General features: G+C 69.2%; 12 protein-coding genes and 3 pseudogenes. 9 read left to right on the top strand and 6 right to left on the bottom strand.

The genetic code is table 11. From position 1 onward, the window contains the following. Nucleotides 1-6: 6 nt before the first annotated feature. The 3 genes and pseudogenes from ACH4SI_RS00720 to ACH4SI_RS00710 all read left to right on the top strand — a co-directional run bounded on the left by ACH4SI_RS00720 (nucleotide 7) and on the right by ACH4SI_RS00710 (nucleotide 4011). The gene (locus ACH4SI_RS00720; protein ID WP_398291032.1) at nucleotides 7-2757 is read left to right on the top strand and encodes an alkaline phosphatase family protein; all 2751 of its coding nucleotides are present in this window, start codon (nucleotides 7-9) and stop codon (nucleotides 2755-2757) included. 517 nt (nucleotides 2758-3274) lie between these two features. Further along, nucleotides 3275-3799, top strand: a pseudogene (locus ACH4SI_RS00715) (alpha-L-rhamnosidase N-terminal domain-containing protein); the annotation flags it as partial. After that, nucleotides 3745-4011, top strand: coding sequence for a family 78 glycoside hydrolase catalytic domain (locus ACH4SI_RS00710; RefSeq protein WP_398291030.1), 267 nt, complete (start codon nucleotides 3745-3747; stop codon nucleotides 4009-4011). The pseudogene ACH4SI_RS00715 and the gene ACH4SI_RS00710, both read left to right, overlap by 55 nt. 124 nt (nucleotides 4012-4135) lie before the next feature. On the opposite strand, the pseudogene ACH4SI_RS00705 reads toward ACH4SI_RS00710, so the two are convergent. Continuing rightward, nucleotides 4136-4257 (bottom strand): annotated as a pseudogene (locus ACH4SI_RS00705) (dihydrofolate reductase); the annotation flags it as partial. A gap of 16 nt (nucleotides 4258-4273) precedes the next feature. Then, on the bottom strand, nucleotides 4274-5329 hold the full coding sequence (locus ACH4SI_RS00700; RefSeq protein ID WP_398291028.1) for an alpha/beta hydrolase: 1056 nt from the start codon (nucleotides 5327-5329) through the stop codon (nucleotides 4274-4276). Between the two features lie 348 nt (nucleotides 5330-5677). Here ACH4SI_RS00700 and ACH4SI_RS00695 point away from each other — a divergent pair, with 348 nt between their 5' ends. Further along, nucleotides 5678-6031 (top strand): hypothetical protein, encoded by a 354-nt coding sequence (locus tag ACH4SI_RS00695; protein WP_398291026.1) that lies wholly within the window; start codon nucleotides 5678-5680, stop codon nucleotides 6029-6031. Nucleotides 6032-6222: 191 nt separating this feature from the next. Here the strand turns inward: ACH4SI_RS00695 and ACH4SI_RS00690 are convergent, their stop codons facing one another. After that, complete coding sequence (locus ACH4SI_RS00690) at nucleotides 6223-6825, bottom strand: exonuclease domain-containing protein (RefSeq protein ID WP_398291024.1); 603 nt, start codon at nucleotides 6823-6825, stop codon at nucleotides 6223-6225. Nucleotides 6826-7096: 271 nt separating this feature from the next. On the opposite strand from ACH4SI_RS00690, the gene ACH4SI_RS00685 reads away from it, so the two are divergent. From ACH4SI_RS00685 to ACH4SI_RS00670, 4 genes and pseudogenes are all read left to right on the top strand, one after another. Next, entirely contained in the window at nucleotides 7097-7267 is a 171-nt protein-coding gene (locus ACH4SI_RS00685) for a hypothetical protein (RefSeq protein WP_398291022.1), read from the top strand. A 5-nt stretch (nucleotides 7268-7272) separates the two neighbouring features. Continuing rightward, nucleotides 7273-7662, top strand: a complete 390-nt coding sequence (locus ACH4SI_RS00680; protein WP_398291020.1) for a hypothetical protein — start codon at nucleotides 7273-7275, stop codon at nucleotides 7660-7662. A gap of 3 nt (nucleotides 7663-7665) precedes the next feature. Next, nucleotides 7666-7986, top strand: a pseudogene (locus ACH4SI_RS00675) (MFS transporter); the annotation flags it as partial. A 49-nt stretch (nucleotides 7987-8035) separates the two neighbouring features. Continuing rightward, complete coding sequence (locus tag ACH4SI_RS00670; protein ID WP_398291018.1) at nucleotides 8036-8773, top strand: hypothetical protein; 738 nt, start codon at nucleotides 8036-8038, stop codon at nucleotides 8771-8773. Nucleotides 8774-8792: 19 nt separating this feature from the next. On the opposite strand, the gene ACH4SI_RS00665 is transcribed toward ACH4SI_RS00670, so the two are convergent. From ACH4SI_RS00665 to ACH4SI_RS00655, 3 genes are read right to left on the bottom strand one after another with little or no spacing between them, the layout of a single operon-like run. After that, nucleotides 8793-10082 carry an MFS transporter gene (locus tag ACH4SI_RS00665; protein ID WP_398291016.1) on the bottom strand — a complete coding sequence of 430 codons (1290 nt, stop codon included), beginning with the start codon at nucleotides 10080-10082 and terminating at the stop codon, nucleotides 8793-8795. Nucleotides 10083-10090: 8 nt separating this feature from the next. Beyond that, nucleotides 10091-12109, bottom strand: a complete 2019-nt coding sequence (locus ACH4SI_RS00660) for a PEP/pyruvate-binding domain-containing protein (RefSeq protein WP_398291014.1) — start codon at nucleotides 12107-12109, stop codon at nucleotides 10091-10093. Continuing rightward, entirely contained in the window at nucleotides 12106-13488 is a 1383-nt protein-coding gene (locus tag ACH4SI_RS00655) for an acetyl-CoA carboxylase biotin carboxylase subunit family protein (RefSeq protein ID WP_398291012.1), read from the bottom strand. The genes ACH4SI_RS00660 and ACH4SI_RS00655 overlap by 4 nt, the downstream gene beginning before the upstream one ends. 337 nt (nucleotides 13489-13825) lie before the next feature. Between ACH4SI_RS00655 and ACH4SI_RS00650 the strand changes: the two genes are divergently transcribed. Beyond that, nucleotides 13826-15106, top strand: coding sequence for a PAS domain-containing protein (locus tag ACH4SI_RS00650; RefSeq protein WP_398291010.1), 1281 nt, complete (start codon nucleotides 13826-13828; stop codon nucleotides 15104-15106). The last annotated feature ends 44 nt before the right edge of the window (nucleotides 15107-15150 follow it).

The following is a 15150-nucleotide window of genomic DNA, read 5'->3' as shown; positions in this document are numbered from 1 at the left end:
CACCCCATGCAGGTAACTCGCCGCCGCAAACCGGCCGAGGAAGCTCGGTTCAGTCTCCTCAGCAGACGCATCGGGCGCCGGATGCCGCTGCTGACGGCGGGCACCACCGCCGTCGCCCTCGTGGCCGCCGGCACGGCGCTCGCGCAGACCCAGCAGTTCGGCACGGACCAGGTCGGTCAGGTCACCAAGAACGGCCAGGTCGTCTCCGACGACCAGTACATCGCCCCGTACGGCGACCGTCTGACCATCAACCAGGGCAAGATCATGTCGTCCTCGGTCAGCCCGGACGGCACGCACATGGCCGCCTCGGTCACCGACGGTGGCGCGGCCCTGGCCATCGTGGACCTGAAGAACTGGAAGACGCAGCAGCTCGTCAGCAACGCCGCGTCGTCGAACCCCCGCATCAGCAGCAACAACGTGGGCCAGGAAGGCCCGACGTACTCGCCCGACGGCAAGCAGCTGTGGCTGGGCCAGCCGGACGGCTACACCGTGTTCACCGTGAACGCGGACGGCAGCGTCGCCGGCCCGAGGACCGTCAGCATCCCGGCGCAGGGTTCCCAGCAGGCCCTGGTGGGCGCGGCGGTGTTCTCGGCCGACGGCAAGACCGTGTACTCCGCGGTCAACGGCCAGAACCGGGTCGTCGCCATCGACGCCGCGACCGGGACCATCCAGCAGAGCTGGAACGTGGGCAACGCCCCGCGTGGCATGGTCGTCGTCGGAAACAAGCTCTACGTGAGCAACGAGGGCGGTCGCCCGGCCAAGCCCGGCGAGCCCACGATCAACTCGTACGGCACGCAGGTACTCGCCGACCAGAAGACCGCCGCCACCACCAGCGGCACGGTCAGCGTCATCGACCTGGCGCACCAGGACGCCGCGGTCTCCAGCATCGAGGTCGGTCTGCACCCGACCGCCGTGTACGCCAAGAACGGCGCGGTGTTCGTCACCAACACCGCCGACAACAGCGTGTCGGTCATCGACACGGCGAAGGACAAGGTCGTCCAGACCATCTCCACCCAGCCGTGGGCCGCGGCCAAGGTGGGCTACGAGCCCGACGCGGTGACCCTCACCGACGACGGTCACCTGCTGGTGACCCTCGGCCGCGCCAACGCCGTCGTTGTCTACAAGTACACCTCCGCGCAGGAGCCGGTCTCTTACGTCGGCCTGCTGCCCACGGACTACTTCCCCTCGGAGATCACCACCTCCGGCAAGGAGGTGTACGTCTCCAACACCCGTGGCATCGACGCCCGCCGTAAGGCCACCGGCGGTCGCGGCACCCACGACACGACGTCGAGCGTGCAGAAGTTCACGCTGCCCGACGACAGCGTGATCAAGTCCTACACCGGCAAGGTCTTCCAGCAGAACGGCTGGAACGGCGAGTCGCTCAAGAAGTCCGACGGCTCCCCTGCCAAGCCGGTGCCGGTCCCGGTCAAGCTCGGCGATCCCTCGACGATCAAGCACGTCTTCCTGCTCGTCAAGGAGAACCGGACCTACGACCAGGTCTTCGGCGACATGCCGCAGGGCAACGGCGACCCGTCGCTGACCGAGTTCGGTGAGAACGTCACGCCGAACCAGCACGCCCTGGCCAAGCAGTTCGGCCTGTACGACAACACGTACGACATCGGCACCAACTCCGCCGAGGGCCACAACTGGCTGATGCAGGCCGACGACCCGGAGTACACCGAGTCATCGGCCGGTGAGTACACCCGCAGCTACGACACCGAGGACGACGCCCTCGGCCACCAGAAGACCGGCTTCATCTGGACCGGTGCACAGGCGGCCGGCAAGTCCGTCCGGGACTTCGGTGAGTTCCAGCAGTTCCTGACCAAGCCGTCGGGCGCCAGCTGGCAGAACCTGTACTGCGACAGCAAGAACATGGCGGCGACCGGCCAGGACACCGCCTACCCGCTGAACTCGACCTCGCCGATCCCGTCACTCAACGACGTGTCGGTGCACGGCTTCCCGAAGTTCGACACCAGCGTCCCGGACATCTACCGGGCACAGATCTGGAAGAAGGACTTCGAGAAGAACGGACCGGCGAACCTGAACATGCTCTGGCTCTCCAGCGACCACACCGGTGGCCCGGTGAGCGCCGCCTCCCAGGTCGCGGACAACGACCTCGCCGTGGGCCGGATCGTCGACGAGATCTCGCACAGCAAGTACTGGAAGGACTCGGCGATCTTCGTCGCCGAGGACGACTCCCAGGCGGGTCTCGACCACGTCGACGGCCACCGTGCCCCGGTCCAGATCATCAGCCCCTGGGCCAAGCACGGCACGGTGGACAGCCATTACTACTCCCAGATCACGATGATGCGGACCATCGAGCAGATCCTCGGGATCCAGCCGATGAACCAGAAGGACACCGCGGCCACCCCGATGGCCTCGGCGTTCACCCAGAGCCCCGACTACACGCCGTTCAAGGGGCTGCCCAACCGGACCTCGCTGACCGCCGGTGTGAAGACCGCGCCGTCCTGTGGTCTGGACACCCCCGCGGCGCAGGACCTGAAGGCAGCGGCCGTGCCGTCACCCTCGGTGCCGGCGGACATGAAGGATGTCGCCGCCCAGTGGGACCAGTGGAAGCAGAAACAGCGGCTGACCGGTCCCCACGCCGTTCCGGACTACGCTCCCCCCGCCCAGATGAACCACCTCACGTGGTACGAGACCCACAACTGGGCGAAGCCGTACCCGGGTGAGAAGAAGATCTACGCTCCGCAGGACGTGCCGGGCGCCGCCATCCCGTCGGCGGAGAACGACGGCTGACGCAGGCTCACGTGCCGGGTGGCCCCTGATCGGCATCATCGCCGGTCAGGGGCCACCTGAGAAAGTGAGGCGCCGTCCCCTCGGACTCCCCGCCGTCTCCCTACGGCGCATCGAAGGCAGCAGTGAGCAACCTGGTGCGCAGTTGAGCGCTCAGCGCGCAGGAACGGAAGTTCCGGGAACGTGCGGGGACGCAGCAGACCCTCAGCGGCCCGAGGGGTGCTGGCGTCCCCCGGTGCCGCTGCGCTCCTGGCCACGGCGCTGGTCACCGGAACCCCGGCTACCGCTGCGGACAGCGGGCTCCATGCCAGCGGCGCCACCATCGATGGTCGCGCCGAACCGCTCGGAGTCGACGGTGCCCGCCCTCTGCTGGGTCGGAAGCTGAACACCGAGTCGCGCAACGTCGTGCAGTCGGCCTATCAGATCCTGGTCGCCACGTCCGCCGAGCGGTTGGCGCACTACCAGGGCAACGTCTGGGACAGCGGCAAACGCCGCTCCGACGAGTCCGTGGGGGTGCCCTATGGCGGTCATCACAGGCCGGGGCTCCCCTGCTGCGCAAGGAGTTCTCCCTGGACAAGGAGATGGCCGATGCGCGGGCCTACGTGGCCGGTCTCGGCTTCCACGAGCTGCGCCTCACGGCGCGAAGGTCGGCGACCGCGTCCTCGCACCGGCGAACACGCCCTACGACCGGCGGGTGTACGACACGTACGACGTGACCAAGGCACTGCGCAAGGGTGGCAACACCGTGGGGCTGTGGCTGGGCCACGGCTACGGCTACGGCTACGGCTACGGCTACGGGGAGAACTTCAGCCGGTACGGTTTCCGTTGGAACGGTCAGCGGCAGGCCATCGTGCTGCTGGACGTCAACTTCACCGACGGTACCCGGCGTCGCCTCACCACCGACCCGTCCTGGAAGTGGTCCGTCGGGCCGATCACCGCGGATGACCTGTACGACGGTGAGTCCTACGACGCCCGGAAGGAACAGGACGGGTGGGACGAGTCCGGCTTCGACGACCGTTCCTGGAAAGGCGTGTCGATGGTCGACGCGCCGCAGGGTGCGCAAGGGGTGCGGACGGCACGCGCATCACTCTGCGTACGGCCGAGGAGCTCAACGCCGACGGCACGCTGGACACCGCCACCAATCGGGATGCCGCGGCGACCGATTCCTTCACCCTGGCGGGGACGGGCTGTCGCGAGACGTCAGGAGGGCCACACCGATGCGGTCCCGGACTTCACCTGGCGGCTCAAGGACCGTAGCGCCGGTGGGGGCACGCCGCCCGATTGTCTGTCGGGTCGTCAAAACCTTCGTTTCCGCGGCATGATGACCGGCGGCCACCCGGGCACCGTAGGTAGCCAGACGTGTCGTGCCGGCCGTTCGGCCGTCGGAAAACGCCCAGGTGTGCAGGGCCTCGCCGCCAGTACCCAGACCGTTGTCCGGGCCGGGGTCGGGCCGGTGACGAAGCCGTCGAGGGAGACCGAGACATCAGCGATGACGCGATTCATGCCAGGGCAGACCCGATCAGCCGCCCGAACTCCCCGCCTCGATCGCCCGCATCAGGAACGGGAACGCCTTCCCGAGCTCGCGCGCCCAGTAGGGCCACGTGTGCGTGCCGACGTAGGTCTCGAAGGTCACGTCAAGCTCAAGGCGGGTCACCCGCTTGACGAACTCCCGATTTTGGAGCAATTGGGCAGCCTCGAATCGGACCGAGACGTCAGAAGGATCGGTTTCAGGCGGATCCAGTGGTCCGATCCTTCCATTACCGCAGGACACATACAGCTTCGTGCCACGTAGCCGCTTGACGAGATCTGCCGGGTTGTGCGCTGCCCACACGACGCGCTGCGCCGTTGGATCGCCGAAGAGGCTGAGCGCGTCGTACCCGTTCGGGGTGATATGCGTCTGCAGGAGCCACGTTGGGTACGGGTCGGAGGAAACTGGCTCGACGGTCGGGTGGAGCGTATCGAGCGTGCCGCTGAAGGACGCCGCGGCCTGGAAGAAGCCGGGATGGCGAGCCGCGTACGACATCGCACCGAAGCCCCCCATCGACAGACCGGCAACCGCGCGCCGGTCGGCGGCGCGCAGCCCCCGCGCGAGGATCTGCGAGAGCTCCACCAGGTGGAACGTTTCCCAGCCTGGCTTGTTGCCCGCACCACGGGCCCACCAGTCCGTGTAGAAACCGAGCTCCCCGCCGTCCGGCATGACCACCAGCACGTCGCGCTTCCGGACGAGGCGCGCGATATCGCTGTACTGCGCCCACGACAGATAGTCGCCGTAACCACCGTGGAGAAGGTAGAGGACCGGCCATGAGGCACTGGACCGCGACCTGAACCGATACGGAAGGATGATGCGCACCGACGCGGTATGGCCCAGTGCAACCGAGTCGATCGTGATGTCCACCGTCCGCGGATCATGGAAGTTCTGCGCGATCACGCTCGCGCCGTTGTCGGCCTGAACTCCGACGAGGCGCGGTTTTCGCGCATCACGGCCGCTTGCCAGAGCGACACCCTGCGACATCGTCGCGGCGACTCCGGCTGTCGAAGCAGCCCCGAAGAAGCGCCTCCGATTGAGCGTCGTCATCGTGCGATCTCCCCTGCGACGGATTGGATCGCTCCTCCCCTCACACCGCCGCACTATGCCCCGCATGTGAACTGAGTTCACTTTTCAGACATAATGCCGACTTACTACAGCCGCGTGCGGCGACACCGTCGCGACCGCTTCGGGAGCAAATCCAGTAAAACACACCCGAATACGGCACTTTCATTACCGCGCCGTCGCGCATCACCATCTGGCGAGGGAAACTGAAGCGACTTCAATTATGGTCGAAAAATACAGATACCGCTTCACGCGTGTCAAGAAGTCGATCCCGACGCCGGAGCGCGCCCCGCTCGAAAAGTGATCGCTCACCCAGCCGTGAGGAACACGGACGTGGCCGTCGCCGCGCTCCGCGGTGGAATCCGGGCGAGCAGCCTGGACGCGAGGCCGGGGGTGCGATGCGAACCTCGCGGGCCGCGTCACCCAGCTGATGACCGGCCTTGGCGACTCGGCGCGCTGCGCGAGCGGCTGGGCGGAAGTGATGCCGGGTGGCAGGACGCCTACGACGACTACAGCGGCACGATCCCCCTGGCCCTCGCCCTGGAAGGATCCCTGGCCGCCCTGCCGGGCCCCGACGCTGCCTCGGCGGAGCCTGCGGGCCGACCCGAACTCCCCTGTCGCATACGCCAGGCCGGTCAGGCACCCGAGGAGGCCCGCGCCACCATGGCGCCCTTCCGGACGGGCTGAACCCGCGGCCAGTCCGTCAGGACGACGCCGCGCGACCACGGCGCAGCAGGCGAAGGAGAGCACCCATGACGTGCCAGCACCCTTCCTCGCCCTCGGACGCGAGTCGGAATATCGAGCGGGCATGCGCCCTCACCAGGAAAGCCACGGTTGCCGAGGCATGGCATGACGCCTGCCGACGGCCGGCGGCCGGATCAGGAGTGCGGCAGGAAAGCTTCGGGAAAAGCGTCTATGGTGGGGCACAGGTGTTTGAGTGCCGCAGTGAGTGAATGGCAGTCGAAGAGCGCCGAATGTTCTTCTCCGGCTGCAGGTTTGGCCAGGCCGAGGACCTGCCATAGACGTCCGACGTTGACCGACGCCGTCACTGGTGCGACGGAATTCAGCCAGGGGCGGAGATTCAAGAAGTGGGCAGCGAGGTAGCCGTTCTTGACTTCCTCGCCCCGCCCTCGCGCCCACCCCACGTTCTCCCCGAGCACCATCATGTCGTTGCCGTAGGAGAGCACGGTCTGCCCTCGGCAGAACCCCAGGAAGTCGCCGAGTGCCTCTGCCGGACGGCGCCCCTCCCTGTCCACCGCCTCCTGGCCGATACCAGTGAGATCGGTGAAATACGGAGACAGTTGTGGATTAGCCACAGGGCGTACAAGCGCTTCGTATTCCTCAACGACAGAGAAGTCCTCACGCAGGCGAAGCGCGCCTATCTGGACAATCTCGCGAAGTTGCCCTGGCGCCCCCCAGTCCTGCTCAAGAGCCCCCGGCCACGAAGTGAACTCAAGGTCGAACACGACGAATGTCGGCAAATCAAGCCTCCCCTGGCGCGCGTTGACGTCGCACCCTACCTCGGTTACCCACACACCGACATCAGTGCGGAATATTTTCCGCCAGGAACCACCATTACAGGAACTCCACAGCCTATTTGCGTACTATGCAATTTTTGTTTCCCCATGCATCAAGAGTCGCCTTCTACCTTCGGCTGGGCACCGCCTCGACGCCGATGAGATCCACAACGCGCGTACCTCGATCTCCGCGCACTTCGGGGCAGGCAACGGCGTATTGCTCGATGGGGCGAAGGTGCAGCCGACCGCCGCTCACCGCATCCCCGGCTTCTCCTGGCTCTACGCCCACCCCCAGGTCGTCAAGGTTGCCCGCGCCGCGCTGGGACCGTCCGACCTCACCTTCACCGGCCACAGCGACGCCCATCAGGGATTCACCCCGGGCTGGCACTGGGGCCGCCCGACGTAGTGAAGGTGGGCATCTATCGGCAGGAGTCGACGAGCGCCACCTGCCTGCGGGTGGACCCGGGCTCGCATTTGCGTCCGCACCTGGAGCCGGTGCGGCCCACCGAGGCGCTGATGGAGGCCGGCGACCTGGTGGTCTTCGACGTGCGGATCACGCATGCCGGAGCCAGGGCTCCCTACCCGGACTCGCCCGAACTCAACGCGCTGCGCGAACGCATCTCGGCCTTCGTCACGTTTGGCCGAAGCAGCGACCGCACAAGGAAGTTCGCGGCGGCCAACCCACGATGGGGTGATGCGGTGAGCACATCCCGGAAGCTGCCGACATCAGGTGGCCGGGAACCTGTCGCCCAGGCCCCTGGCCGGGCCTGGGCGGCTTGGGCGGCGGGCGCGCTCACCTAGGTCATCGCCATCTTCAACCGGGGCAGCTTGGGTGTCGCGGGGCCGATGGCCGCCGACCGCCTGGGCATCGATGCCACCGCTCTCTCCACGTTCAGCGCCGTCCAGCTCGCTGTGTTCGCCGTCACCCAGATCCCTGTCGGCCTGTTCGTCGACCGCTACGGGCCGCGGACGATACTGACCACCAGCCTGGCGGTGATGGCGGCCGGGCAGACGCTGGTCGCCGGCGGCGAGAACTTCCCCACAGTGCTTGTCGGCCGCGCTCTGCTGGGATGCGGCGACGCCATGGTGATGATCAGCGTGCTTCGGTTGATCACCGCGTGGTTTCCCGCCGCGCGCACCGCTGGCCGTACGCGACGCGCCACCCGGCAGCCCGTTGCTCGAATCGCACGATGCCGCACGGCTCACCCCGCGGACCGGCCTGGCCGAAGCGTGGCGGCAGCCCACGACGCCGCTGGGTCTGTGGCTGATGTTCACCGTCCACTTTCCCGTCCAGGTTTTCGTCCTCCTGTGGGCCTATCCATTCCTGACGCAGGGCCAAGGGCTGTCCGAGACAACCGCCAGCTACGTCACCGCGATACCGCTCGTGGTGACCATGGTGCTCGGCCCCGTATTCGGCCTGATCTCCGGCCGTCGTCCCGGCTGGCGCCTTCCGATGGTGCTCGGCATCGCTTTCACCACCGCCCTGACCTGGGCCATGGTGCTGCTGTGGCCTGCCCCACGGGTCCCCCTGCCTGTCCTGTTCCTGCTGGCAACCGTTCTGGGGCTGGGCAACCCCGCGGCGGTCTTCGGCCTGGACATAGCGCGCACCGGCAGCCCGCCCCACCGCGTCGGTGTCGCATCAGGCATCGCCAACATCGGCGGCTACACGGCGGCCCTGTCGGCCATGCTGCTGATCGGCGTTGGTTCTCGACCACACCCGCGCGCCCTCCGTCACACCCAGCTTCGCGGACTTCCGCATCGCGCTGGCCGGCCAGTTCGTGCTCCAGTTTCTGGGGCCGGCCTGCTGCTTCGGCACACGCACCACACCACGCCCTCGACAACCAGCACAGCGCGAGGACCCGGAATCCTGGACACGGCCAGGTCGGTTGATTGCGGGAGGTGGCGCCGTTGACGCCCTCACTTGGCCGATCTCACCTTCGTGCGTGCCCGAAGGCCTCCTGACGCTCGTCGCGGGCTGCCCGTGGCGGGCGGGGGCGCCGGGGCCGTCCGATCAGCACGGCCAGGTGCACCACGAGCATCACCACAGCGGTCACGGCGGCGCTGTGCCACAGCAGCGCGTTCATCCGGTCCGCCGAGAGGTACGCGCCCGCAGCCACCGCCACCAGGGCGCACACCGCGCGGTCGATGATGCTCTCCACCGACAGCAGGGTGGCGCGCGGAGCGCCCAGCGGCACGGCGTCGTTCACCAGTTTGCGCTGGATCGGATACGCGAAGCCGGTGACCGCCGAGAACAGGCAGAGCAGCGCCACCGCCGCCATCGGCCCGCCGAGGGTGATCCCGGCCAGGGACATCGCCATCGCCAGGCTCAGGACGGACACCATCGTCAGCGGTTTCAGCTTGCGGCCCAGCCACTGCGGCCGGGCCGCGCCCACGGCCTCGGCCACCGTCACCGCCGCCAGCACACCACCGTGCGAGGGCTCGGGGATGCCCTGGTCGATCAGGATCGGCTGGAACAGGTTCACCTGGCAGATCCGGGAGAGCGTGAAGACCGCCACACCCTGCACCATCACCAGGACCAGCCACGGGGAGCCGCGCAGATGGCGCAGCGCGCGCCCGGCCTCCTTCCACACCCCCGACCGGCGTGTCCCCGTCTCCCCGCCGGCCAGCCGTGGCAGGGCCATGGCACATGCCAGTGACGCCGCCGCGCTGGCCGCGCTGAGGACGTACGGCGTGGGCCGGGACAGCGCCATCAGGGGTCCCACCAGGGGCCAGCACATCACCTTCGCGGCCAGCCCGAGCGCCCGCGCGGTGCCCTCGGCGTGCAGATAGTGGTCGTCCGCGCCCTCCGCGTGCAGTGCGTCGTAGAGGTAGGCACTGGCCGCCCCGGAGGTGAGGGAGCGGCCCGCGGCGATGGCGAGGAAGTGGACCAGGAAGCCGGTGTAGTCGGGGGAGAGGACCGGGGCCAGGTTCGCCGCGGTCATCACCACGGCGCCCGCGCGCAGACAGTTGCGGGCGCCGATCCGGTCGGCCACCAGGCCGGTCGGGATCTCGAACAGGCAGAACGCGATGTAGTAGAGGGACTGGATGCCGAAGATCTGCGCGTCCGAGAGCCCGGCCTGCCGCTGGTAGGCGTAGAAGACCGGCATCCACCACAGCAGGTTGAACAGCAGCTGGAAACCGTTGTTGAGGGCGATGACCCGGCGTGCCCGGGCGGTGAGCGGGGTCCGTCCCTCCGCCGCTCCCCGGCGGAGGAACGGCACACGGCCCTTCACAGCGCGTACGGGCGGAGCTGGACCAGCTTGAAACCGCCCTCTTCGGTCATGAGCCACTCGATGTCCAGCGGATCATCCGGATCGCCCGGATCATCCGCGAAGTGCGACTGGAGCAGCCGCCCGGTGAGGGCGAGATCCGCCAGCCGCGCCCGGGCCGAGGACGGCAGGTCCGTAACCGAAGAACCGAGGTCCACGGTGCGACCCCCGCCCTCCACCGTGTTGTAGAGGTACTGCAACGGCAGCGCGCTGCCGTCGACGACGCTCTCGGGCGAACCGGGCGTGCAGTTGATGTAGACGTTGCGGAAGTCCTCGCGCCGCGTGGGGTTGCAGGTGACCAGCACCCCGCCGAGCTCGGCCGGGGCGTACTCCTGCACGATGACGCCCATGTAGGTGTCGTCCAGGGAGATGCCCGCCTCATGACGGAGCCGGACACTGCGCGGCGACACCAGGGAGGCCCACACCTGCCGTACGGCGTCGAGGAGTTCGTCCGTGCCGTGCACCGTGGTGATGGAGTCGTAGACCCCGGCGGCGGAAAAGCCGGGCAGGTCCTCGGCATTGGAGGAGGACCGCACCACCAGCCGCTTGCGGCACACCCGGTCCGCGAACGGGCCGGTGATCCGCGCGGCCACATCCTCCGGCACCGGGGTGCCGCGCACCAGCTGCTGGAGGCTCAGGCAGAGCGGGTCCAGCGCATCGGTGGCTCCCAGCTCCAGCGCCATCTTCAGCTTGCCGATGCCCTGTTGCAGAGCGGGCGAGGAGATCAGGAAGCGGTGCTGGAGGGCGAACGGCAGCGCCACGCCGTCGGGCGCGGTGACGGTGGCCGCCACGAACTCCGAGGCCGCCCGGCGCAGCGCCTCGGGGTCGGCGGATGCGGTCAGCCGGGAGGCGAGATGGCCGTACAGATCCTTCCGGGGCGGCCGGGCGTGCCCGTAGAAGGCGGTGAGATCGGCCGTGCGGCTGTCCAGCACATGGTGGAGTTCACCGAGGTTGGCGGCCTTGGTGCCGTAGCGGTCGCGGTCCTCTCGGCGCAGCCGGCGCAGTTCCAGGACGGGGACGTCCTCCAGCAGTGGCGGCTCCAGCCGGATTCGCTGCTGGTGCCATGCGGGCTCGTCCAGCTCCGGGACCTCGGGCAGCCGGACCAGGCTCACCTCGTCGTCCTGGACCCGGTAGCGAACCCACGCCCCGTCCAGCTCCTCCGACTCCACCAGCCGGGCCATGTCACGCACGATGGCGTTCGGGATGCCCCAGCCGGAGGCCAGCACATTGGTGTGGGACAGCGGGGTGATGGGGGCGGCGTTGATGAATCCGGCCACCCGTGGCACATCGTCGGGCAGACGGTCCATGGCCACGACGTCCGACCAGCCGAGGTCCGCGGTGTGCGCGCGGTACTCCTCGAGCGAGGCGAACCAGCGCAGCCGGCCGATGGCCTCCCCGGTGTTCAGCGGGGTGCGGGGTCGGCTGACGAACAGCTCGTGGCTGAGGATGCGCGGCAGCGTCACGTCGCTCACGGGGGCGAGTGCCGCTTCCTGGCCGTGGTTGGCGGGTTTCAGCAGCAACGGCAGCCGCCCGTCCACCCGCTCCCGGACGAAGTCGTAGAACTCCTGGAGCAAGGGGCCGTCCATGGTGTCGGCCTCGGTGGTCTCCAGCACCAGGAACGGTCGGTCCCGGCCCTCGGTGTCCTCGTCGGCGTGCAGCGACAGCACACCGAGCAGGAAGCGGCGGCCAGGATCGGTGTACACCGAGGCGTTGAACGCGTCGAGTCGGGCGTCGAGTTCGTCCAGGTCCATCCCGAGGATGCGGGTGGCCACGTAGTTGACGTGGAAGGGGTGGACGGCGGTGTCCAGCAGATGCCAGGTGTGCTCGGTGCGGTCGACCACCACCTTCAGATACGGGTGTCCGGCCAGCACTCCGGACAGCGATCGGAACAGCGGCAGCGACAGGTTCTCGCCGACCACGGTGGCATCGGTGCCGGGTGCGGTGGCCGGGCTCGGAAACGCGCTGATGCCGGTCATCATGGCCTCCCGGTGGCCGGGGCGGGCGGCAGGGCGGTGGGCAGGGCGTCGTTGAGCCTTTCGAAGTCACGTATCACCGTGACCGGATCGTCGGCCACCAGCAGACACAGCGCCGCCATGGTGTTCGCACCCGCCGCCGGGTCGTAGACCGGCACCGGGGCGCCGTCCGGCAGCGAGTGCTCGGCCACCTTCGTCAGCCGCGCCCCGGTGGAGGTCAGTCCGGAGCGCTGGACGGCGTCGAAGTCCCACAGCCGCCGGTCCGGCCACGGCGCGCCGGAGCCGTCCACCGCCAGCACCACCAGCGAGCCGGCCGCGCCCTTGGCGTCCGCGGCGCCCAGCACCGAACCGAACCCCGGATCGGGCCAGTCGACCTCGCGGCCGAGCAGCCGGTCGATGAGCGTGCCGATGACGTCCACCCCGAAGACCTCCTCGATCTGGGGGACGGTCATCGCGCCGCCGAACCGGGCAGCGGTCTCGATGACCCACATCCGTCCGTCGGCGCCCAGCTTGATCTCGGTGTGGGTGCCGCAGGTGCGCAGGCCGAGCGCGTCCACGGCGGCCGTCGCCAGCTCCACCACCTTGCGCTGGGCGTCCTCGGGGAGCAGGGCGGGGGTGATCCCGGCGCGCTCGGTGAACGGCTCGACGGTGGGCATCCGCCCGCTCAGGCACACCGGGTGATGGACGCCCTCGGCCACGACGCCCTCGACGCTGACGTAGTCGCCCCAGCCCGGCTCCTCGAACCAGTCCCCGGCCGTGCCCGTCACGATCTCCTCGACGAGGAAGTCGGCGTCCGTCCCGGCCACATGGAGCTCGGCGTAGCCCTCGCGGGCGGACTCCTCCATCACCTCGCGGGCCCGGGCCCAGGCGGGCGCGATGTCCTCCGGGCCGCGCAGGATCTGATGGGCGGTGGAACCGGCGCTCCAGGCCGCCTTCATCAGCATCGGGTACGGGATCTCGGCCGCGGCCTCGTGCAGATCGCGCTCGGTGGCCACGGAGCGGAACCGTGGCTGGGACACCCCGTGCGCGTCCCAGGTGCGGCGCATCATCCGCTTGTCCCGGGCCAGCACGCAGTGCGCACCGGCCCCGGCGAGACCCAGCCGCTCGCAGGCGTCGGCCACCGCCACCACGGCGTACTCGGACGGGGTGAACACCGCGTCGGCGCCGACGGCCTGCGCCTGAGCCGTGATGAGCGCGACGAGGTCCTGGGACGCGGCGTCCACGGGGGCGACCACCGAGGCGCACAGCCGGGTGACCGCCTCGTGGGCGGAGGGCGGAAGGGGACTGAGCACGAGCAGATGCGCTTCGGCCTTCGCGGCGACCCGGGACAGCGCGTACTCCAGCGGCGGCCCGCCCCTGGCGTAGACAAACAGCACCTTACTCATAGATAACGACTCCTCGGTTCAGAGTGTCTCGACGGCTCGACAAAAACCGGCGGGTTGGCACATCCGCCGCGATCCGGGCCCGTCAGCGAACCAGTCGGGCATGACGCGTACCCCCCGGCTCGGGGGTGGGCGCTCAGGCAAATGCCTGAATGTCACGAGGGTGCACGGTGAGCGAGGCCGTCAGGCATAGGTTTCAGCCCTTTTCGGGCCCTTTTGCGTTCCGGCTGGTTACGTCGCATGTGAGCGCGGGGCCTGGGCAATCCTTAGCCATGCCTTCGGCGGTCCGTACCCGGAGGCCGGACCGGAAAGGCGACTGGTGTCCGATATGGGCCTGCCCGTGTCATGGTGGGAAGCCGATGAGGGGCTGCGCATCGTCAACTGCGGCGGGGGTGCCTTCCACGACCCCGACACCGCACAGCGGTTCGTCGACGGTCTCGGCGGCACGGCCGACGCCGCGTGGGCAGGGGCGGTCGCCGAGCGCCGGGAGCCGGGGATCGACCGCCGCCAGGTCCGGTTCGGCGGGCGGCTGTTCGACGTCACCTCCTTTCCCGGCCGACTGGCCGGTGACGGCCGGGGCGGGTTCAGCGGGCTCGCGGTGGACATCAGCGCCCTGGAGCTCGGACGCCACGGCTACGCCGCGTTCACCGGCTTCGCCGACCTCGCGCCCGCCGCGGCGTTCATCCGCGACGCCCACGGCCGCTACCTGTGGGCCAACCACGCCTACGCCCATCTGTACGGCACCACCCCCGACGCCGTGATCGGCAGCAGCGTCATCGATGTCGACGCCCCCGAGGACGCGGCGACCTCTCTGACTCTGGACCGGCAGGTGCTCAGCTCGGGCAAGCCGGTGCGGCACACCATCGGCTACCACCGCCCCGACGGCTCACCCGGGCACGCGGTCGGCCACCGCTTCCCGGTGTCCGAGGGTGGCCGGACCTGTGTGGCCGGGATCTACATCGACATCACCGACCACACCCTCGCCCTGAGCCGACGGTGCGCCGCCGAGGAGGACCTCCAGGCGCTCAGCGAACACAGCGGTCTGCCCTGCGCCCTGCTCTCGCCGGGCGGCCGGATACGCCGGGTCAGCGCCTCGGCCGCGGAACTGCTCCGGGTCCATGCGCCCGATCTGCTCGGCCGCCCCGCCCACCGCTATCTGGCCCCCGCCGACGATCTGGCCGGGCTTCGCCACGCCTGGCGGGATCTGGTGAACCGACGCTGGCGCCGGTTCCAGACCTCCGCGGTCTTCCTCGACGCCCGGGGCGACGAGTGGCGGGCCCGAGTGCTGCTCACCGCCGTCAGCAGCGGTTCACGGCGGGCCCGCGGCGTCTGGGCGGTACTGCCCCACCACACCCCGCCGCACCCGCCACTGCCACCGCTCACCGCGGCGCAGTTGCGCATCCTGACGCTGTTGTCCGCCGGGCACGGCAACAACGAGATCGCCGCCTCGCTCCGGCTCTCCCGGCAGACCCTGGACTACCACCTCTGCCGGCTGCGGGAGTTGCTGGCGGCACCCACCCGGCTGGCGCTGGTCAGCCGGGCGTACGTACTGGGCATCCTCGATCCGCAGGCGTGGCCGCCGCGCTCGGCCGTCGGCTGCCGCCCGGCCGGTCCCTGCTGAGGGGAAGCGGACAGGAAGCTTCAGTGGGGGCTGACGTTCGGGTC

Origin of the sequence: Streptomyces sp. NPDC021212, from assembly GCF_044332925.1 — a bacterium.
GTDB lineage: Bacteria > Actinomycetota > Actinomycetes > Streptomycetales > Streptomycetaceae > Streptomyces.
This window is presented reverse-complemented; position numbering and strand designations above follow the sequence as displayed.

Bases quoted from the DNA above. Each gene is read 5' to 3' on its own strand.
- ACH4SI_RS00720 (WP_398291032.1), top strand. From the start codon at position 7: ATGCAGGTAACTCGCCGCCGCAAACCGGCCGAGGAAGCTCGGTTCAGT.
- ACH4SI_RS00700 (WP_398291028.1), bottom strand. From the start codon at position 5,329: ATGACGACGCTCAATCGGAGGCGCTTCTTCGGGGCTGCTTCGACAGCC.
- ACH4SI_RS00660 (WP_398291014.1), bottom strand. From the start codon at position 12,109: ATGATGACCGGCATCAGCGCGTTTCCGAGCCCGGCCACCGCACCCGGC.
- ACH4SI_RS00655 (WP_398291012.1), bottom strand. From the start codon at position 13,488: ATGAGTAAGGTGCTGTTTGTCTACGCCAGGGGCGGGCCGCCGCTGGAG.